Genomic DNA, 22,152 nt, shown 5'->3' with positions numbered 1-22,152 from the left:
ACCCCTATTTACTGTAAAACATTCCATTTATTGCTTCTTTTAAGGATTTTACTCCTATAATTTTTATTCCTTCTATATTCTCCATTTTTTTTACACTCTTATACGGCACTATACACTTTTTAAATCCCATTTTAGAAGCTTCCTTTATCATTTTGCCAATATGTGATACGGGTCTTAGTTCCCCTGTAAGACTTATCTCTCCTATAGCCAACACTTTAGTAGTCTGTATACTAATTCCTCTCATACTAGAGTATATGGCTAAAGCAAGTCCTAAATCACTAGAAGTTCCTTCTGGTTTCAATCCTCCTACTACATTTACATACACATCTTGATTAGTAAGAGGTAATCCTACTTTCTTCTCTAAAACGGCTAACATTAGATTTAATCTATTTAAATCTATGCCTACGGCAGTTCTCCTTGCAAATCCCAGATTAGTAGGAGCAACCAATGCTTGGATTTCAAGAAGTATTGGTCTTGTTCCTTCTAATGAGCTAACTACTATAGCCCCTTCCACATCGGAGCTTAAACTGTCTAAAAATATCTCTGAAGGGTTACCTACTTCTACTAACCCCTCTTCTTTCATTTCAAATACTCCTATTTCGCTAGTAGTTCCAAACCTGTTTTTTACAGCCCTCACAACTCTAAATTCTTGAGTTCTTTCTCCTGTAAAACTAAGTACTGTATCTACTAAATGTTCTAAAATTCTAGGCCCTGCTAAATCCCCTGTTTTAGTTACATGGGCAACTATGAATATAGGTATATCATTTCCTTTTCCTATTCTCATAAGTACATTACTACATTCTCTTACTTGTGATACACTTCCTGGTGCAGAAGATAAGTCTGGTTTAAATAAGGTTTGAATAGAATCTATAATAATAAATGCAGGTTTAATTTCTTTAATATAATTCTCAATTACATCTACGTTAGTTTCCGATACTACCATTACATTTTCATGAATGGCATCAAGTCTCTCAGCTCTCATTCTAATCTGTTCTTCTGCCTCTTCTCCAGAAACATACAAAACAGTACCATGATGCTTAGCTATTTTGTGAGAAGCTTGTAATATAAGAGTTGATTTACCTATACCTGGCTCTCCAGATATGAGTGTAAGTGATCCTTTTACAAGACCACCCCCTAATACTCTATTTAATTCACCTATATGTGTGTCTACTCTTTCGTAATTTGCAGTCTTTATTTTATTTATAGGCTGAGGATATGTAGAACTAGTTAGAGTAGGAGATTTAGTATAATTTTTTACTGGCTTCTCTTCTACGAAAGAATTCCATGCTCCACAAATACATTGACCCATCCACTTAGGACTTTCATTTCCACATTCTTGACATACAAAAACACTTTTTACTTTTTTCGCCATCTTTTCACCTTTTTGTTATATATTATTTTTATTTCCACTATTACCTTTATAATTTGATTTTATACTTTGATTTTACACTAGTCAACGTATAAATAGGTCTATTTACTGTTTATCACTACTTTAGAACTACTTAAACACAAAAAAAGAGTAAAGTTATTACTTTACTCCATAGCCACAAGGCTCACCTTGTTAGTTCCTTCAATACTTTTTAAATGTCCTATTATTTCATCCATTGGTAACTGGCATCTTGAACGATCAAATGTCATGCTCACATTGGCTATACCATTTATAGGAATATCCTGATTTATAGTAAGCACATTAATTTCCATATCTGCAATTTCATTTAAAAGCTTAGATAATACTCCTGGCAGATGATCTAGTAAAAGAGTGACCGTAGCCTTTTGCCCTCCTTCTAATTGAGAAGGCAGAGATACATATTCCTTATACTTATAAAAAGTACTTCTACTTATGCCCGTTTTTTGAGTAGCTTCTGTTATCCCTTTAGCTTTTCCGGTTCTTAGTAATTCCTTTGCCTCTAATACTTTTTCAAATACTTCAGGTAATATTTTTTTATGTACAATAAAAAATTTTTTATCCATACAATATTCCCCTCGTCATTTTATTGAATTGCTCTTCACTTTTTTATATTAACATAAATATAGTGTTTAAACAATTATGCTTGGCTATTTTAAATAGGTATAATAGTTTAAGTTTTTCTTAAGATAGAATTATTAGGTAGGTTAGATATTTATTATCTAACCTTCCTAATTAAGGTCTTATTTTTTCTTAAAAGCAATTTTTCCATTTTCCACTTTTACAACTACCATATCTCCACTTGAGATAGTGCCTTTTAATAACTCTTCTGACAATCCATCTTCTAATAATTTAGTGATAGTTCTTTTAAGGGGTCTGGCTCCATATTCTTTATCATAGCCTTCTTCTCCTAAAAGCTTTTTAGCAGGAGCAGTTATATCCATACCTATTCCTAAGCTTTCCATTCTTTCCTTTAAATTTTCCACCATTAGATCTACTATCTTTAATATGTCCTCTTCATATAATTGATGGAACACTATTATGTCATCTATCCTATTTAAAAACTCTGGTCTAAACTTTCTCTTTAATTCTATCATAACATTTTCTTTCATCTTCTCATATTCATTTTTCTTTTCATCTTCTACTAACCCAGCAAAGCCAAGTGTCTTTTGCTTTTTAATAGTATGGGCACCCACATTTGAAGTCATTATTATAACTGTGTTTTTAAAATCTACTACTTTTCCTTTAGAATCAGTTAATCTTCCATCATCTAATATTTGAAGTAATATATTAAATACATCTGGATGGGCCTTTTCTATTTCATCAAATAACACTACACTATAGGGCTTTCTTCTCACAGCCTCTGTCAATTGTCCGCCTTCATCATGCCCTATATATCCTGGAGGTGAACCTACTAATCTAGATACGGCATGCTTTTCCATATATTCAGACATATCTACCCTAACTATACTATCCTCATCACCAAATAAACTTTCAGCTAAGGCCTTTGATAATTCTGTTTTTCCCACACCTGTAGGACCGAGGAACACAAAGGACCCTATTGGTTTTTTAGGATCTTTAAGACCTACTCTAGCCCTTTTTACAGCCCTAGACACAGCCTTTACTGCTTCGTCTTGACCTATTACCCTTTTATGAAGAATATCTTCCATACTTAGAAGTCTTTGTGACTCTTCTTGAGCCAATTTTTTAACGGGAACTCCTGTCCAATCTGATACGGTTTGCGCAATTTCTTCTTCTGTAACTATTCCACTAGCTTGATATTTCTTCCAATCTGTTTTTCTATTTTCTAATTCTTCCTTAGCAGACCTTTCCTTATCCCTTACGAAGGCTGCCCTTTCAAAATCCTGTTGACTAACAGCCGCTTCCTTTTCTTTACATAATATTTCTATTTTTTCTTCTAACTCTTTCAGTTCTGGTGGTTGAGTAGCTATCTTAAGCCTTATTTTAGATGCAGCTTCGTCCATTAAATCTACTGCTTTATCTGGCAAAAATCTATCTGTTATATATCTACTAGAAAGTTCTGAACAGGCTTTTAGGGCACTATCAGTTATTTTAACCCTATGATGGGCTTCATACTTATCTCTAAGTCCCTTTAAGATTTCTATAGTTTCATCTATGGTTGGTTCCTCTATAGTTATAGGTTGAAATCTTCTTTCTAAAGCAGAGTCCTTCTCCACATGCTTTCTATATTCATCTAGAGTGGTAGCTCCAATTGTTTGAAGTTCACCACGTGCTAGGGCAGGCTTTAAAATATTTGATGCATCTATGGCTCCTTCTGCTCCTCCTGCTCCAATTATATTGTGCATTTCATCTATGAATAGGATTACATTTTGAGCTTTTCTAAGTTCTTCCATTACCCTTTTTAATCTGTCTTCAAATTCTCCCCTATACTTAGCTCCTGCTATCATAGATGCTAAATCTAGAGTTACTACCCTTTTTCCCCTTAATATTTCTGGTATGTTTCCTTCCATTATCTTTTGAGCTAGACCTTCAGCTATAGCCGTTTTACCTACTCCTGGTTCTCCTATTAAACATGGATTGTTCTTAGTTCTTCTACTTAAAATTTGAACTACCCTTTCAATTTCCTTTTCCCTACCAATAACTGGATCTAATTTATCTTCCTTAGCCATATCTGTTAAATCTCTTCCATATTCATTTAAGGTCGGAGTATTCTTTTCGACCTGATAAGGATCTTCCTTTAAATTGCCATTTTGATTCCCTAGGAATTTCATTATTTCATTTCTAACTTTAGGAATTCCCAATCCTGCATCTAATAAAAGTCTAGCCCCAATTCCTTCTCCTTCTTTTAATAGACCTAGTAGTATATGTTCTGTTCCCACATAATTATGACCAAGTCTTCTAGCTTCCACTATACTAAGTTCAAATACCTTTTTACTTCTAGGAGTGAATCCTAATAATTTAGTGAAAGTATTATCTCCACTACCTATAAGCCTTTCTATCTTCTCTTCAACGGTGGAAGCTTTTATTCCTAAATTAGTTAGGGACTTATAAGCAGCTCCCGTATCTTCTTTTAAAAGACCTATGAGTATATGTTCTGTTCCCACATACTTATGTTTGAAATTTTCGGCTGATTTTTGAGCTAGCAATACGGCTCGTTGAGCCTTTTGAGTAAATTTAGCAAAAATATCCATGTTATTCACCTCCAATTATGTCCTTAATAAATTTCTAACTATTTCTGACCTCTTGGTATTTATAAGGTTAATATCTTCTGTATTAATTAATGTCTTTATATAAGGAGTCTGAGTCATAATAATCATTTTATTGATTAAGGATGAATCTATATCTTTTATTATGTCCAAAAATACACCTAATCTTAAATTAGATATTAATTTCATACATTCTACTTCTTGTAATACTCTTGCATGGGTTAATATTCCTAAAGAACGATAGATTTTATCTTCTAATTGAATCTTATTATCTTGAAGAAGTTGTTTTCTTATGTTCCTTTCCTTTTCAATAATTTGTCTTGTTACATGTTTTAAATTCTCTATTATTTCCTTTTCACTTCTACCTAATGTAAGCTGATTGGATATTTGATATATATTACCTAAAAACTTAGTTCCTTCTCCATATATGCCCCTAATTGCCAAACCCATTTGATTTGCTGCTTGAAATACTCTTGATATATAATCGGTAATAGTAATTCCTGGTAGATGAACCATTACAGATGCTCTCATGCCCGTTCCCACATTAGTTGGGCAAGAAGTTAAATATCCAAGTCTCTCATCATAGGAGTATCTTATATTGCTTTCTAACTTGTCATCTGTTTTATCTGCTAATTCATATGTGTCATCTAGTTGGAATCCTGGAAGTATGGATTGAATCCTTATATGATCTTCTTCATTTATCATGACACTTATGGATTGGTCTTGGTTTAATAATACTCCTCCATAGCTAGATTCTACTAAGCTAGGACTTATTAGATGCTTTTCTACTAGTATACATTTATCTTCATCTGTCATTTCCTTCATAAGCTTTAACTCATAGGGATCTTCACCAATATTCTTATTTATTTCATCATAAACTTGCTGTTGGCTTTTATCTGTGAGGGCTATGGGAAAAGGAATGTTCTCTATATTCCTTGCAAGCCTAATTCGGCTGCTTATAACCACATCTTCATCTGGTCCACTACAATCTATCCATTTAGTCATATTAATCACCTACTCCCCTTTTAATCTCTTTTCTAAATCTCTTATTTTATCCCTTAATACAGCAGCCTGCTCAAATTCTTCTTTATCTATGGATTTGCTTAATTGTTTCTTCAATTCATTTATTTCTCTTTTAATTATAAAATCTCCACCAATTTTTTCAGGTATTTTACCCACATGTTTTTCATGGCCTTGAACTCTTTTTATGAGGGGGTTTAATTTAACTTTAAAAGCATCATAGCAATGACTACATCCAAGTCTTCCTAGGTTCTTAAACTGAGAATAAGTCATTTTACAATGATCACACTCTGTAGTTTGGATATAGTCCACTTTTAATGGAGAATCTTGTATTGAATCTAATATACTAGTTAAAAAACTATTTATAGAAAAGGGAGTATCCATGGTCATCTTTTGTGATTCCTTTGCACATAGTTCACATAAATGTATTTCTGTTTTTTTATTATTCATAATTTTAGTAAGGTGCACTGTGGCTGTTCTTTCATTACAGTTTTCACAAAGCATAATATTACCTCCCATTAAAGTTTATAAGAGATATAATCATCCCCTTTATAATATTAGCCCTAACTTCATCCTTTATATTCATAGGAGTAATTAAACTTCTATCACTTATGGCTGAAGTCATAATATGAGCTTCCCTATCTGTAATAAATTTTTTGTCTCTTAATACACTTATTACAGACCTAGCTTTCATAGCAGAAATGGAGGTTCCTATTTCATGGAGTATTAATTTGATAAAATTTTCTTTATCCATATTAGTTTGAACTATTTTTATATGGCCTCCTCCACCTCGTCTACTCTCTACTATGTATCCCTTATCCAAACTAAACCTAGTAGTGAGAACATAATTTATTTGAGATGGTGCACACTTAAAATAATTGGCTAACTCATTTCTTTGTATTTCTATTGCACTGTTATTTGCTTCTTCTAATAATTCCTTTATAAATACTTCTATAATATCACTTATGCGTGCCATATGATCACTCCATTTTTGACTTTCTTTGACTTTAATATAATTATAAAATATATTTTTTATTTTATCAACCCTATGCTTTTCCAATTTTTAGGTTGCGATTTGGAACTATCTCTATTATTTCCAAAAATAAAATTTAATAAAATAAAAAAGTCATACTTTGTATGATTCGTTATGGAACCCTATGGTTCCCGCAGGCGTATGCTATCGCAATCTGAACACCTTCCTTTAAAGAGGCAGGGGAATTCTTCCCCCACACCCCCTTATCCTTTTTTACTAATCTACAGTTGTTTAAATTTGTAATTTCCGAATAAGTAAAAAAGGACTAACTTTCGTTATGTCCTTTTTTACTCTAGCTATTTAGAAAAAATATTATATAGTATATACGCTAAATCCCTATTATTAAATTCTTTATTATCATATTTACCAAATATATTTAATGTTACTTCTTTATATCTCTCTGCTCTGGATTGAGATTCTATACTATATAAAATCATTTCTTTTATTTCTTCTAAGTTTATCTCTTCATTTAGTTTCAATTCTTCTTCTTTGTTTTCAATAATATTATCCTTTATGGCATTTTGTACATATTCATAATAAGGATCATCCCTAGTTACATCCGTACATAATACTTCTATTTCGTCCCCCATATAGAGTATTCTACTTCCCAATATTTTAGACATTAATTTTATTACTTCTCCACGAGTAGGGCTTGTCTCTAAATTATAATCCTTATCTATTATGTTTCTAAGATATAATATTTCTAATTCTTTTTTATATACATCTTCTCCTAAGTATATATCTTCTTCTAAATGTACATCTTCTTCCTCACGATCATTTTCCTTAATTAACCGTCCATCTACTCCATTTATTTTTTCAGGACTTTTTATAGAATATGCTAATTTCAAATTTTCTTCTTCAAGTATATATTTCATACTCAATTCCAAGTTATTAAAATATATTTCCGTTGCCCTTTCCCTGTTAATAATATTTTCAATAGATCCACATTCAAACCCTTCCGAGTCTATAATCTCCTTATAAAGATTTTTATACTCTCCAGTCTTGGCATCTACCAGGTGAGCATCATATCCAAACATGGGTATGTATATATAATCTTCACCTTCTTTAATCAATTTCATATGTAGATTATCTTTTAATACTTTCTTAGCATCATCTTCATTTATTATTTTTTTCACTTTATCTACTGAATCATATTTTTTTAGTTCCTTGTCATAATAAGTTATCTCTTTAGTATTTCCATCCACATATACCATTACAAAACTTCTATCTACCTCTACATCATTCATATATTCTTTATACCAAAATACATAATTATCCAATTGAGAACCTATTATAACATCGTCCTTTAATCTTAAATTATAAAATCTATTGCCTATGTTTCTCTTTAAAAATTCATCTGCTATTTCTTTTCCTTCTTCCATAGTTATATTAGGAAGAATTTTATCATCATTTTTATCCCTATATCTATAATTATAAACTTCATCATCTATTAAGAATCTCATGGTCTCATTTTCATTTTCCACATTTATTTCAAATTTGTTATTTTCAGAATCAAAACTAATTGTAGTCTTATAATCTCTTTTTATATCCTTATTAAAATTTTCATCCATAAACTCTTCCAATTCATCTAGTGCATCTTGCATGGACATTTCTTCATTGGCATAAGAAGAACTAGGAAATAATACAATTATAACCATTATTGCAATAAAGGCTAACGTCTCTATAAATTTCATTTTTTTCTCATCTCCTATAGCACGTAGTATTTATTTTAAATTATATCATTTCTATGTAAAAAACGGTGATAAAAATCACCGTTTTTTATAGTGCTAATGTATCACTTATTTCTCTCATGGCATCTAGGGATAATTGGGCAAAATCATTAAAGCTTATTCCTAATTTTTCTATAGACTTCATAGCTTGTCTATTTGCTCCTGCTGCAAATCTAGTTTCTTTCATTCTCTTTGTAATAGATTTTAATTTAACACTAGATAGTTTCTTGTCTGGATAGACTAAAGCTATAGCCGTTATAAAACCAGTTATTGGATCTGCCGCATATAGAGCCCTTTCAAAATCACTTTCTATTCTACTTCCATTTAAAGGATTATGAGCTAATATGGCCCTGTACATATCCTCTGTTCCAAAATCATTTTCTTTCAAAAGTTCTATAGTTTTTGGACCATGAAGGGACATGTCACTTTTCCAATCTACTGTGTCATTGTCTAAATCGTGGAGCAATCCTGCCATTGCCCATTTTTCTTCATCTTGTGACCCAAGCTTATTAGCCAGGCTTCTCATAACTGCCTCTACAGCATAGGAATGCTTAATAATATGAGGTGTAGTTACATGCTTTTCCAATAAACTTATGGCAAATTTTCTATCCATAATAACCTCCTTATGTCCTTAAAAAGACGGTGATTTAATAATCACCGTCTAAGTATTTATTTGTCTTCTTTATAGCTTTGGATAATCTTTTCACTTAAATGCATTGGTACTTCGTCATATCTAACAAATTCCATAGTAAAGCTTCCCCTTGCTTGAGTCATAGATCTTAAATCTATGGCATATTTAAATAATTCAGATTGAGGAGCTTCTGCTATAACCTTTTGATTTCCATCCCCACTTGGCTCCATACCTAATATTCTACCTCTACGCTTGTTCATATCACCCATAATGTCACCCATGTAATCATCTGGCATTATTACTTCCACCTTCATAATAGGCTCTAGTAATACAGGAGTAGCTTGTTCCATACCCTTTTTAAATGCTAAGGATGCAGCTATTTTAAATGCCATCTCAGATGAATCCACATCATGGTAAGAACCATCATATAAGGTAGCTCTCATATTAACAACTGGGAATCCTGCTAACACTCCAGATTCCATACAGTCTTTTAATCCCTTTTCAACAGCTGGTATGTAGTTTTTAGGCACAGATCCTCCAAAGATTTTTTCTTCAAATACGAAATCCTCATTTGCAGGCTCAAATTTTATTTTTACATCTCCATATTGACCATGTCCACCAGATTGTTTCTTATGCTTACCTTGCACATCGGCTTTACCCTTTATAGTTTCTCTATAAGGAATCTTAGGATCAGCTAATGTTACATCCACACCAAACTTTTCCTTTAATTTAGCAGTTATAACATTTATATGCATATCTCCTTGGCCACCAATTAATGTTTGACGAGTTTCCTTATTTCTTTGTACTATAAAAGTTGGATCCTCTTCCATTAATTTATGTAATCCAGTTCCTATCTTTTCCTCATCCCCTTTAGACTTTGGCTCAATTGCCATGTATAAAGTAGGCTGTGGGAAGAAAATATTTTTATACTTAATTTGATTATTTTTATCACATAAAGTATCTCCAGTAGAAGCATACTCTAATTTTGATACGGCCACTATATCACCAGCTATGGCCTTTTTAACATCTATTTGTTTTTTACCTCTTAGGGTAAATATATGACCTATTTTCTCTAGTTCCTCTTTATCTGGATTATATACTTCCATATCAGAATTTAATTCACCAGATATAATCTTCATAAGAGAAATTTTTCCAACATATGGATCAACTACAGTCTTAAATATTAATGAAGAAAATGGTTCACTAGGTTTAATTTCTCTAATCAATGACTCTTCATTCTCAGGGTGAATCCCTTCGTAAGCTGCCATATCCTTAGGATTAGGCATATAATCCTCTATCATATTAAGAAGAGTATGCGTTCCTATGTTGTTCACGGCAGAACCTACTAATACAGGAACAATATCTCCTGCAAGTACTCCTTTTCTAAGGCCCTTATGAATTTCTTCTTCAGTGAATTCTTCACCTTCAAAGTATTTCTCCATTAATTCTTCGTCACTTTCTGCAACAGACTCTATAAGCATTTCTCTAATTGGCTGAATTCTTTCTAACCATTCTTCCTTAATAGGAGCATCTACACATTCTTTTCCATTATACTCTCTAGCAACCATATCTGCCACATTGACTAAACCTCTTAAACCATTATCAGTTCCTAGTGGTATAGCAAATGGTGCTATAGCCTTTCCAAAATGTTCTCTTAATTGATTTATAATCTTATCATAATTAACGTTATCTTTATCCATCTTGTTAATATAAACTATTCTTGGCATCTTTCTTTTAGCTAAGTACTTCCATGCCTTTTCTGTACCAACTTCTACTCCAGAAGATGCGTCTATAACAATTACCGCTCCTCCTGCTATTCTTAAGGCTCCATTTACTTCTCCTACAAAGTCAAAATATCCTGGGGTGTCTAATATATTATATTTATTCTCTTTCCATTCAATAGGAATTAGACTCGTACTAATAGATAATTGTCTATCAATCTCTTGTTTATTAAAGTCAGAAACGGTATTTCCATCTTCAGTTTTTCCAATTCTATTGTTAACTTTTGTTGTATATAGCATAGCTTCAGTTAAGACAGTTTTTCCACAGCCTCCATGACCAAGTAACGCTACATTTCTTATTTTATCACTTAAGTATTGCTTCATAATGACTTCCCCCTCGCCTATATTATGATGTGGTTCAAAATGACAAATGCACTCTAAATATATCTATTCTATATTTTTCTGAAAATTCCTCCTTTTCAATCTATTTCTTTTTGTAAATTTTCTGAATTTTTTCATCATTTTTCCATATCGTCTAACTATATTATGGATTTTTGATTTTTTTTTATACATAGGCATAGGAAAAAAATTACTTTCACCAAGAAAAAAAGAGCCTGTTATAAAGTACACCACAAATGTTAGACACTAATCTAATATTTCACATGGACTTTAACAGGCTCTTTTTAGTCTTCTATTCTATTTCAAGAAATCTTCCCTCTGAGGTGCAAATATGTCAAGTACAATGGAGTCCTCAAAAGCTTTAGATACAGTATGTTCTAAATTAGGAGCCACATAAATGCTATCCCCTTCATTCAAGATCTTAGTTTCTCCATCACAGACAAACTCCACACTGCCCTTGGTTACATAAGTTATTTGCTCATGCTCATGAGTATGACAATTAGGCATTCCCGATCCCTTTTCAAACTTGCCTTCCACAAGCATCATATTTCCACCTCTAGCTAGTATCTTCCTAGACTTACCTTCAGCTAGATCTACTTTCTCTACTTCATTGTTAAATACAAACACTTTTACTCCCCCTATCAAATAATCATATTATAGTATGTCTATATATTTCATTTTCAATAGGGAAAATCCTTTATTTCTCTAACATATCCTTCACTTGAGCCACATCCTTATCTCCTCTACCAGAAAGATTTATTATTATAATCTTATCCTCGTCTAAGGACTTAGCTAATTTCATACCGTATGAGACAGCATGGGAACTCTCTATGGCAGGAATGATACCTTCTCTTTTACAAAGAATTTGAAATGCCTCTAGTGCTTCTTTATCTGTTACACTTTCATATGTGGCCCTACCACTATCTTTATAATAGCAATGTTCTGGACCTACACCTGGATAATCAAGGCCCGCTGCTATGGAGTGCACTGGTAATATATTGCCCTCGTCATCAGATATGGCATAGCACTTAAATCCATGAATAACTCCTACTTTTCCCTTAGTTAAAGATGCTGCATGGTCATCCGTATCTAAACCTTGGCCTGCTGGTTCTACTCCTACTATATTTACTTCCTTGTCATTGTAAAAAGGATTAAACAGTCCTATGGCATTACTTCCTCCACCTACACATGCAACTATATAATCAGGCAATCTATTTTCTTTCTCTAGTATTTGGCGTCTTGCTTCTTGGCCTATGATACTTTGAAATTCCCTAACCATTACTGGATATGGATGAGGTCCTACGGCAGACCCTAATAGGTAAAAAGTATCTTCACTATTTTTTACAAAATCATTTAAAGCCTCATCTACTGCATCCTTTAAAGTCTGTCTTCCTCCCAATGCAGGTACTACCTTGGCTCCTAATAATTCCATTCTAAACACATTAAGTGCCTGTCTTTCCATATCCTTTTTACCCATATATATAATACAATCCATATTCATAAGAGCACATACAGTAGCCGTTGCCACTCCATGTTGACCTGCTCCCGTCTCTGCTATAATTCTTTTTTTACCCATCTTCTTAGCTAGAAGAACTTGCCCTATTGCGTTATTTATTTTATGGGCACCCGTATGGTTTAAATCTTCTCTCTTTAAATAAATTTTAGCTCCACCTAAAGACTCTGTAAGATTCTGTGCGTAATATAGAGGGTTTTCTCTTCCCACATACTCTTTATAGTAGTAGTTAAGATCCTTTAAAAACTCCTCATCCTTAATATATTTTAAAAATGATTCTTCAACTTCTTTTAATACTCTCTCTAAATTCTCAGGTACAAACCTTCCTCCAAATTCACCAAAATATCCATCTCTATTTTTCATAGTCAATTCCTCCAATTTAATATTTTTTCGAAGGCCTTCATAATTTTAATATTAAATAGGCGTCCCCATTTAATTAATAATCTTATTTTTTGAATTAAAAAAGTCCCCTATATGGAAATCCATATAGAGGACGAATATATCGCGGTGCCACCTCATTTTAACTATTACCTAAAAATAGGTATAAAAATAGCCATCTCTTAAGATACGGGAGTATTTTCCGATATCCGATCTCTATAACGGGAGAACCCGGGTTACCTACTATAATTTCAGTTCCCACTCCTGAGCCCATTCCAAATTCCCTCATATACCAACTCCCACCAAACGTTAGCTCTCTGAAATATAAAAAGAAAATGTACTCTTCTCAATCACAGCTTTAAATATTTATGTTGAAACCTATTATAGTTTAAACTTTTTCAAAAATCAATACTTTTTTTATTTTTTATAATATCTTTAGAAAAATAGCTCATTCATAACAAGGCCCAGTAATATGTTTCTTTAGTTTTATCATAAAATTTAATTCTTAGTACTATTGTCCTATTTTTATTATGTTTCACAAAACCTATGTAATTTAATGTAAAATAATCTGTAGTACTATTTGACTAGATAGTATTAAATCTCTGACAAAATACTTAATATGAAATGATAAAGGCACATCTATTGAAAGATAGAGTCGCAAAGCTATGGGTCTAAGGGACAGTTTGTCCTATGATCGCCAGGTTGCCAAAACATATATGAATAGTCCACATTTAAAACTCACACTTATAAGGTGAGGTATTTTCACGTGGATTAAAATACTTGGGTGTTAAGGCAATTATTATTTCATACTTGCCTTAACACCTTTTTTATATACAAAAGATATGAACGTTTTAGGAACAAATATTTTTACAGAAGGAAGGAGCATTAACAAAATGAAGCTTGCAAAATTGGACAGTAATTTAATAGGACAAAAGTTAGGTACTATAATCAAGACTCAAGACGGACAGAAGTTAATCAATAGCGGAAATAAAATTTCCCAAAAAGTATTAGAAAGATTATTAAACTATGGAATGAATTGCCTTTATATTGAAGATGAAAATACAGATTTAGAACTGGAAGAATCCATAAGTGAAGATGTACGTGTGGAAATAATAAAAAAACTTAACACAATTTATGAAAATATCTCAAAGAAAAATACATTTGATGAATATGAATTAAATCATATTGTACGAAATCATATACTCATGAATATAAATAACAAACCCATAAGCCTTCCCATTGGCAGAACTCTTAAGGGGCAAGACTTAGCTCATCATTCTTTAAATGTATGCCTCCTATGTATAATGACTGCAAATCAATATGGTTTACCCATGGATAGGGTAGAGATCCTTGCAAAGGCTGCTTTACTACACGATATTGGCAAAATACTAAAGTCTAATGATAATAGTATGAGTCATGGACAAATGGCCTATAATTTTTTAAGACATAAGACAGATTCCGTAATACTATGTAATGCCATAAGATTTCACCATGAAACTTTAGATGAGTCTGGCCCTGAAAAGCTTTCACCTAATCATCAGGGAGATTTAATTAAAATCCTTAGTTTATGCAATTACTACGAAAATTTATTAAATGACAAAAATTTAGTACAGTATGAGTGCTTTGAAAAAATTCAAGCCCTTGCCAATACAAAGTTTGATGGTAAAGTATTTGAAGCTTTCAAAAAATCCATACACATCTATCCCATTGGATTGCCTGTTAAGTTAAATACAGGAGAAGAAGGTATTGTGGCTAGACAAAATAACTCATTTCCCCTAAGACCTATTGTTAGAACAGATAAGGCAGAATACAATTTAATAAATAATTTATCTCTATTTATTAGTGAGGTTGGACTTTAAAAAAATGGGAACGGTAAATAACCGTTCCCATTATCTATTTTATTACTATATCTAAATGCTTTAACAATCCCATGGCCTCTGGCAATGAAAACTTTGCCTTTTTAATATTATTATTTGTAGGATCTATATCATATCCCTTTGCCTCTGTAAAATTAGCTTTCTTTAAAGTAGTGTTAGAAAATATGCTCTTTGAAAAAATAGCATTGCTAAAATTACATTCTTCTAAGTTAGAATCTACAAAATCACTACTACTTATTTCACATTCTTTAAAACTAGTTTTCTTTAAATTTAAGCTAGAAAAATTACAATTACTAATAATGTTTTTTTCAAAATTCATTTCTACTATGAAAGTGTCACAATAGCTAAAGTTTATACCCATTAGCTTACATTCATGAAATAAAACTCCCCTTAATCGACTTTCTTTAAAATTAGTTAAAGTCAAATTACATCCCTTAAATACACAATCCTCAAAGGTACTAAGGGAAAAATTCACCTCTGAAAAATCACAGTTTATAAACTCACAATCTACAAAGGTCCTATCGGATAGGTTTTCCTCATAGGCATCTATATTATTAAATTTTTCATTTTCAAACTCCATTTTATTAAACATTTAGGTAACCCCTTTCTCATATGTTTACAACGTAAGATAAATTTAAATAAGCAAATACATAGGGGATTAAAGTAAATATAAACAATAGGATATCTACACTAGCAAAGGTTATATAATTTGGTATGAAAAAACTCTCTCCAGTAGCCTTTTTCCTATAGTCAAAATAAATATATATGGAAATGGCCGTAACTAGAGTTATGGTAATTAGGGCACTAAATGGACCTTGAAGATACTTTGGTAAAAATCTCAATAATTCCTTATTTGGATAGATAGTATTCATATAATAGTATATTTTAACTAAAAAGTGAGTAACCATAAATAAATATATTATATTAACACTTTTGTCTATATTATAAGCCTTCTTAAAAATATATAACAAACCTATTATAATTAAGTTTGGAACTAATATATAAAAAAGTACTGGATATCCATAAAAAGGCATTAGTATGCTACCAAATAATATATTCATAAATATATCTATCATTTCATTTTTAGTAGGCTTTGAAGATTTTTCTACTATGTTTTTGTTATCACTAGCAAAGAAGACTTTCTTTTTTTCCCCTGTTATATCAATCCAAGATACATACTCATTTCCCTTTATTTCAAAATAGGTTGGATTTATGGATAAGTCATTAGTCTTACTTAAAAGTTTTCTACTAACTATTTTCCCATCCTTAACTCTAAATAACATTAAATTATTAGTTTCTTTCTTTGTTCCCTTAATTACAGTTATGGTTCCTATAAAAGACAATTCTTCATTGTTGTCCTTTAATATATGGGGTGATGGATAATCTTCATTTAAATCTAATCTGTAGTTTTTAATGTTGGTTCCGTCCTTTAAGTTAAATTCATATAAGGTTAATGCACCCTTCTTAGAAGATGCCCCCCTATTAGATACTAATATGTTTATTTTATCCTTTACAACACCTATATCTATCTTCTCTATAAAACTGTTGACTCCACTGGGAAGAGAGGCTACCTGTACCTCTTTTATACTGTAATCAACCATGGAAATCCTGTAATATTTTAATAGATTCTGCCCACTACCTTCCCTAATCATAATAGCTATATGCATGTTATTTCCATAGAGAGTTCCTTCCACCCTCTTTATCTTTTCTGTGGTTATACTAAAATTCTCACCAAGAACAATCTTATCCTTATAATAAATCAAATTATTTTTTACTAGCCTAAAGTCACCCACTTCTTCATCTATAGTATCTTTATTATTTAAACTTTTTTCTTCATAGGAAAAATCATATTTATTTAATGATTTCCCTTCTAAAGTGTATAAATAAATATGATTATTTTCTAATTTATAACCTAATCCCTTTAGCTTGTTAGATTTTTTGTCTATTATAAATTCTTCTATCTTATTTCCATCATAATCTACTAGAGTAGCCCTAATACCCTTGTCTTCTCCTAATAGATTTAAGAATTTATCTTCAAGTGGTATGGTTATACTATTGTCATTATATATATTATTGTTTACTCCCTTAGCATGAATTTCTCCTATAAACATGTGTCTGCTCCACCCCTGTGACGGAATAGATATTTCCTGTGATAATAGAAAGTTAAAAAAAATAATAATTAAAGCCAATATGCTTATAATTATTATCTTATGCTTCTTTATTCCCTTCATAATTATCCCCCTGATTTTTACATTTTAAGAACCAAAAGCTTTTTTCTCTACAAAAGTAAGTAGAGCATTAATTAACATATAAGATCCTAGAAAAATACCAAAATCTACAATGGTATTTGCTAGATCAAAACCACTTCTAAAAAAATTATATTCCATTTGCAATTTACTTGTAATTACCTTTGATAAACCAAAAGCTCCAAAGATATTTACCGCTCTAATTATATACGGATTCACTAAACATCCCTCCCTTTAATTATTTTAACATTTTATATGATATATTTGAAATTTTTGCCCATTTTTTTCCATTTGTCAAAAAATTTAACAAATTTTAAAAATACCCCTTGATTTTATTTTAAATTTGTAATAAAATTTAGATAAATGATAACAAAATAATACATTTTGTTCCATTTTTTTACATCAATTTCACTTCGCACATATTTTCTTTTTATCTCCTCATATGTTGATAAAGGCACACTCGTTGAAAGGCGAGGTCGCAAAACTATGGGTCTAAGGAAACGGATTCTACGATCGCCAGGTTACCAGCATTACTTTTTTTTCAAAATTAATAAGAATAAAATCACCTAGGAACTTTACATAAATATGTAAAGGTTTTTTTATTATATGGACAAAAAGGCCCTAAAATTAGGACCTCTTATAATATATGAAACTTTGTACTACTTCCTTGATTTGTACTAATTACTTCAAGTCGATTATTTATTCTTTCTTTTAAAGTACTTACATGAGATATGATACCCACTAATCTTCCTGATTCTTTTAACTCTATTAAACAATTTATAGCACTATCTAAAGATTCACTATCTAATGTTCCAAAACCTTCATCAACAAACATAGTATCCAGGTTTATTCCACCTGCATAAGATTGGACTACATCAGATAGGCCTAGTGCTAATCCTAGGGATGCTTTGAAACTTTCTCCCCCTGATAAAGTTTTTACATGCCTATACTTTCCCGTATAATTATCTAGGACTTCTAGCTCTAGGCCACTTTGTTTTCTTTTATCAAGTCTAGTATTTACCCTATTTAACACATATCTACCTTGAGTCATTTTCTTTAATCTCATGTTTGCCGCATAGATTATATCATCTAAAAAGGCTGCCAATACATATCTTTCAAAGGTTATACCCTCTTTATTATTTCCCTTTGCCACCTGGGCTAAGTGTCCTATTAATCTATATTTTTCTTCTTTTACACTTATTTCATCTGTAATTTTTTTGATTATCTTTAAATTTTCTTTATTTGATTCCATGTTGTTTTCTAAAGTAGCTTTAAAAGAAGTTTTTTCTTTTGATCTAATCTTTATGTTATTTATTTCTTCTTCTAACTTCTTCACATCTATATACTTTAAATCCTTAGTTTCCTTTTTTATATCTTCATATCTATCTATTACAGATTTGAAATTTTCATCAAAGGACTTTATATTTTCTTCCATAGATTTTATATTATCTATTTTATCTCTCCATAATAAATATTCTTCACTGGATTTTAATATACTCTTTTCTATTTGATTTTCAAAAATATCCTTAGATTTCTTTTCCTTTTCTGCTAAAGAGTCCCTACTCTTTTTCGTTTCCTCTTCTCGAGCTTTTAAATTTACATTATTGTTCTTCTCCCTATCATATTCTTCACGGGCAGTTTTTAAAGCCTTTTTCATTTTCTCATATTCTGATTCTGTTTTTTTAACTAGACTAATATAGTATTCGTAGTCTAATAGTTTTTCATCTATATTAGATTTTATTAAATTAAACTCAGATTTTTCAAATACATACTTTTCATTAAAGGACTTGTACTGGTCATTTAATGCTTTAATATTTTCTTCATTTAATTTTATAGATGACCTTATATTTTTTAAGTTGGATTTCTTAACTTCCATATCCTTTATATTCTTTTCTGTATCCTTTATTTTCTCATTTATATTTACTAAACTCTTATTAAATTCCCTTTTCTTTTCCTCTAATAATAGATTAAATTCATTTGACTTTAGAGGATTTAAATCCATATCTATTAAATGTGATAATTCTTCTTTATATTGTTCAAATAAGGTTTTTTTCACTTCTAACTCAGATTTTATGTTTCTGAATCTCTCATCAGCTCTTTTGTAGGTATTTTCTTTTTTCTCTAGATCATTTCTCTTTGATTCTAATTCTGCCTTAGACGGTACATACTCCTTAGAGGTAGCTAGCTTTACATGTTCTGTAGACCCACATACGGGACATTCTTCTCCCCCATGTAAATTCTTAGCTAATAAATAGGCTTGTCCCTCTAACCAAAGTTTTTCTAATTTCTTGTAGTCCTTTAATTCCTTTTCGTACTCTTCCTTTAAATTTTTAACATGAACTTTAGCTTTCTTAAATTCTTTTATATAGGAATCTAAGTTTTCCATATCCTTATGGATTTTAACTATTTTATTTAATATATTTTTTTTATTTTCATATTCATGTTTGTATTTTTCATAGGATACAGTTATATCACTAGATTTGTCTAATTCCCTTTGAATTTTTTCTTCTTCAGTCTTTAGTTTTTCCATCTTTAGCTCTAGTTTATTTATTTCTATTTCTGTATTTTTAACTTCCTTCCCTAGCTTTTCCAAATTTATTTTTCTTAGGTTAAAGGATTTAATATTTTCTTCTTTAGACTTTAAGTCTTCTATTTCCTTGTATAATTTATTTCGAATTTCTTCCTTATTTTCTTCATTCTTTAATTTATCCCTTAGGACCACCATTTTTTCATCACTAGTTTTAATTAAATTAGCTAAATCCTTTAGGCTTTTATCCTTTTCATTTTTCTCTTTTAATATTTCATTATAAGTATCTTCTAAATACTTTATATTTTGAGCAGCTTTAATTTTTTCTAATTCTATCTTATTTTTCTCTATTTCACTCTTTTTACTTTCAAGGACCTGCTTTTCTTCCTCTATCTTTTCCTTTTTTAATATTTTTTCATTATTTGTCTTAGTTTTTAACAGTTCCTTATTTTTATTTTCTTCTTCCTTCTCTATACTCTTTATTTCGCTTTTCATTTCCTTAATCTTATTTTTATAATCGTCTATATGCTCTTCAATCTTAGGAATGATCTCTATGATACTTTTGTCATTATCTATAAAGCCTTTCAATTCATTGTTTTCTCCACAATTTATTACCTTAATTCTCTCATTTCTTCTAGTTTGACTATTCTTTATTTCCTTATATAATTCTGAGGCTTGAGTATCTAGTTTTCTCTCTACTAACTTATATATACTCGTATCAAATAATCTTTGTAATACCTTTTCTCTTTCTTGAGAATCAGATATAAGTAATTTTCTAAATTCTCCCTGGGGAATCATTATTATTTGTCGGAATTGGCCCACATTTATACCAAGTAATTTTTCTATTTCCTTAGTAACATTATTTACTCCCCTAACTATTTTATCTCCATCTAATTCCTTTAGGGTTGCATCAGGCTTTTGTTCTGTATAACCCTCTCCCCTACTTTTTTTCTTAAGTTGTCTCGGTATTCTATGGACATAATACTTTTTACCCCTAAGCTCAAACTCTAGTTCCACTTCTGTTAGCAGACTATCCTTTGCAAATTGACTTCTTAGGGTATCTACGCCCCTTTCCTCGCCGCTACTTTCTCCATATAAGCCATAGGTTATTCCATCAAATATGGTAGTCTTTCCAGCTCCTGTAGGCCCTGTTATTAAAAATATATTTTTATTTTCAAGTTTACTAAAATCTATAATTTCCTTCGCTGCATAGGGTCCAAATCCACATAAAGTAAGTTTTAAGGGACGCATTATACTTCTCTCCCTTCACCTTTTAAAGTTTCAATAACACTAATTAACGTATTTGTCTTTTCTTCATCAAATTCATTTTTAGTCATACTAGCATAAAACTCGTCAAATAAGTCTATTAATGATTTTTTAGTATATTCCCTAGATGCGCTAGTTCTTGTGTTTTCAGATTCATCCCTAGATTCTCTCTCGATTCTTAATATATTAGGGTATACTTGTCTTAATTTTCCTATAGGATCTATAATTTCTCCCTCGTCTGTTAATATGGCCATTATATAATCTTCACAATTGGTACCCTCATACACACTAGGGTCTAGTAGTTTATTTATTTCACCCTTTATCTTTCTCATATCCCTAATAGTCTTTAATTTCTCAAATTTTATTTCAACTTGTCCATCTTCTTTCATGTCTATTAGGGTTACAGATTTATTTTGAGTAGTTTCAGAAAAGGAGTATTTAAGTAATGATCCTGAATATCTGATTTTTTCTTCTTTAACCCTTTGTGGTCTGTGTAAATGGCCTAAAGCCACATAGTCAAAATCAAGGAAATGATCTACACTTACATACTCACTACCACCTATAGATAGGGGAAGTTCTGACTCTGAAGTTTCAGGATCACTATCTCCCCTTAAAAAGGAATGGCAAACCAATATATTCCTTTCATCCTTATTCATATTTTCTTTTATTTTATCTATTATTACTTTCATGGCCATATCGTGGCTTTTTACTTCTTCATTCTTATATACTTCCCTTACTATTACTGGGTCTGCATAGGGTAATAAATAAAAGTTAACAGGTCCATATTCATCTTCTATTTTTATAGGCTCTATAGTATCCTTTATTTTACCTTCTATATACAGTCCCTTGTTTTTAAGTATCTTATTACCAAAGGACACTCTGTCAGCTGAATCATGATTTCCTCCTATGGCAACTATTTTAACTCCCATATCTATTATCCTAGTAAAGACATAATCTAATAGTTCTACAGCTTCCACGGGAGGGATAGACCTATCGTATAAGTCTCCACCTATTATTACTACCTGTGGTTTTTCTATTTCTATTAACTTTATAAATTCTTCTAATATATATGCCTGGTCTTCTGTCATGTGAATACCATGGACTAATTTTCCAATATGCCAATCTGCCGTATGGATTATTTTCATGCTTACCCTCTCCTAAATTAATATCACTACTATTTTATCACATCTAATCATATCCTTAAAAATCCTGTATGTA

Annotated in this window: 17 protein-coding genes, 2 riboswitches and 1 other annotated feature; of the genes, 1 reads left to right on the top strand and 16 read right to left on the bottom strand. The window is 31.1% G+C overall.

Annotated features, from left to right (window positions below):
• Positions 1 to 4: 4 nt before the first annotated feature.
• The 11 genes from radA to trpB all read right to left on the bottom strand — a co-directional run bounded on the left by radA (position 5) and on the right by trpB (position 13,003).
• Entirely contained in the window at positions 5 to 1,372 is a 1,368-nt protein-coding gene (radA, locus tag CCE28_RS18745) for a DNA repair protein RadA (protein ID WP_095135261.1), read from the bottom strand.
• Between the two features lie 161 nt (positions 1,373 to 1,533).
• The gene (locus CCE28_RS18740; RefSeq protein ID WP_095135260.1) at positions 1,534 to 1,971 is read right to left on the bottom strand and encodes an ACT domain-containing protein; all 438 of its coding nucleotides are present in this window, start codon (positions 1,969 to 1,971) and stop codon (positions 1,534 to 1,536) included.
• 177 nt (positions 1,972 to 2,148) lie between these two features.
• Entirely contained in the window at positions 2,149 to 4,578 is a 2,430-nt protein-coding gene (locus CCE28_RS18735; protein WP_095135259.1) for an ATP-dependent Clp protease ATP-binding subunit, read from the bottom strand.
• A gap of 15 nt (positions 4,579 to 4,593) precedes the next feature.
• Complete coding sequence (locus CCE28_RS18730; RefSeq protein WP_095135293.1) at positions 4,594 to 5,598, bottom strand: protein arginine kinase; 1,005 nt, start codon at positions 5,596 to 5,598, stop codon at positions 4,594 to 4,596.
• A gap of 9 nt (positions 5,599 to 5,607) precedes the next feature.
• On the bottom strand, positions 5,608 to 6,117 hold the full coding sequence (locus tag CCE28_RS18725; RefSeq protein ID WP_095135258.1) for a UvrB/UvrC motif-containing protein: 510 nt from the start codon (positions 6,115 to 6,117) through the stop codon (positions 5,608 to 5,610).
• 4 nt (positions 6,118 to 6,121) lie between these two features.
• On the bottom strand, positions 6,122 to 6,589 hold the full coding sequence (locus CCE28_RS18720) for a CtsR family transcriptional regulator (protein ID WP_095135257.1): 468 nt from the start codon (positions 6,587 to 6,589) through the stop codon (positions 6,122 to 6,124).
• 353 nt (positions 6,590 to 6,942) lie between these two features.
• Positions 6,943 to 8,340: a YcdB/YcdC domain-containing protein gene (locus CCE28_RS18715; RefSeq protein ID WP_095135256.1), complete on the bottom strand. Its 1,398-nt coding sequence runs from the start codon at positions 8,338 to 8,340 to the stop codon at positions 6,943 to 6,945.
• A gap of 85 nt (positions 8,341 to 8,425) precedes the next feature.
• The gene (locus CCE28_RS18710) at positions 8,426 to 8,989 is read right to left on the bottom strand and encodes an HD domain-containing protein (protein WP_095135255.1); all 564 of its coding nucleotides are present in this window, start codon (positions 8,987 to 8,989) and stop codon (positions 8,426 to 8,428) included.
• Between the two features lie 56 nt (positions 8,990 to 9,045).
• Positions 9,046 to 11,112 carry an elongation factor G gene (gene fusA, locus CCE28_RS18705; RefSeq protein WP_095135254.1) on the bottom strand — a complete coding sequence of 689 codons (2,067 nt, stop codon included), beginning with the start codon at positions 11,110 to 11,112 and terminating at the stop codon, positions 9,046 to 9,048.
• 312 nt (positions 11,113 to 11,424) lie between these two features.
• Positions 11,425 to 11,754: a cupin domain-containing protein gene (locus CCE28_RS18700; protein ID WP_141228386.1), complete on the bottom strand. Its 330-nt coding sequence runs from the start codon at positions 11,752 to 11,754 to the stop codon at positions 11,425 to 11,427.
• Positions 11,755 to 11,824: 70 nt separating this feature from the next.
• Positions 11,825 to 13,003 carry a tryptophan synthase subunit beta gene (trpB, locus tag CCE28_RS18695; RefSeq protein ID WP_095135253.1) on the bottom strand — a complete coding sequence of 393 codons (1,179 nt, stop codon included), beginning with the start codon at positions 13,001 to 13,003 and terminating at the stop codon, positions 11,825 to 11,827.
• Positions 13,004 to 13,126: 123 nt separating this feature from the next.
• Positions 13,127 to 13,381 (bottom strand) — a binding site (T-box leader).
• Positions 13,382 to 13,640: 259 nt separating this feature from the next.
• Positions 13,641 to 13,728: riboswitch (cyclic di-GMP riboswitch) on the top strand.
• 183 nt (positions 13,729 to 13,911) lie between these two features.
• On the opposite strand from trpB, the gene CCE28_RS18690 reads away from it, so the two are divergent.
• On the top strand, positions 13,912 to 14,877 hold the full coding sequence (locus CCE28_RS18690; protein ID WP_176461913.1) for an HD-GYP domain-containing protein: 966 nt from the start codon (positions 13,912 to 13,914) through the stop codon (positions 14,875 to 14,877).
• A gap of 34 nt (positions 14,878 to 14,911) precedes the next feature.
• On the opposite strand, the gene CCE28_RS18685 is transcribed toward CCE28_RS18690, so the two are convergent.
• The 5 genes from CCE28_RS18685 to CCE28_RS18665 all read right to left on the bottom strand — a co-directional run bounded on the left by CCE28_RS18685 (position 14,912) and on the right by CCE28_RS18665 (position 22,079).
• Entirely contained in the window at positions 14,912 to 15,487 is a 576-nt protein-coding gene (locus CCE28_RS18685; RefSeq protein ID WP_095135251.1) for a pentapeptide repeat-containing protein, read from the bottom strand.
• 16 nt (positions 15,488 to 15,503) lie between these two features.
• A complete protein-coding gene (locus tag CCE28_RS18680) occupies positions 15,504 to 17,126 on the bottom strand; it encodes a hypothetical protein (RefSeq protein WP_095135250.1) in 1,623 nt (540 codons plus the stop codon).
• A gap of 24 nt (positions 17,127 to 17,150) precedes the next feature.
• Complete coding sequence (locus CCE28_RS18675) at positions 17,151 to 17,360, bottom strand: hypothetical protein (RefSeq protein WP_095135249.1); 210 nt, start codon at positions 17,358 to 17,360, stop codon at positions 17,151 to 17,153.
• A 224-nt stretch (positions 17,361 to 17,584) separates the two neighbouring features.
• A riboswitch (cyclic di-GMP riboswitch) is annotated at positions 17,585 to 17,670 on the top strand.
• 108 nt (positions 17,671 to 17,778) lie between these two features.
• The gene (locus CCE28_RS18670) at positions 17,779 to 20,919 is read right to left on the bottom strand and encodes an SbcC/MukB-like Walker B domain-containing protein (protein ID WP_095135248.1); all 3,141 of its coding nucleotides are present in this window, start codon (positions 20,917 to 20,919) and stop codon (positions 17,779 to 17,781) included.
• Positions 20,919 to 22,079 (bottom strand): exonuclease SbcCD subunit D, encoded by a 1,161-nt coding sequence (locus CCE28_RS18665; protein ID WP_095135247.1) that lies wholly within the window; start codon positions 22,077 to 22,079, stop codon positions 20,919 to 20,921. Before CCE28_RS18665 ends, CCE28_RS18670 begins: the two co-directional genes overlap by 1 nt.
• Positions 22,080 to 22,152 lie beyond the last annotated feature (73 nt).

This window comes from Anaeromicrobium sediminis, assembly GCF_002270055.1.
Classification (GTDB): Bacteria; Bacillota; Clostridia; order Peptostreptococcales; family Thermotaleaceae; genus Anaeromicrobium; species Anaeromicrobium sediminis.
Note: the sequence above shows the minus strand (reverse complement) of the source record. Positions and strands in the feature narration are given on the sequence as shown.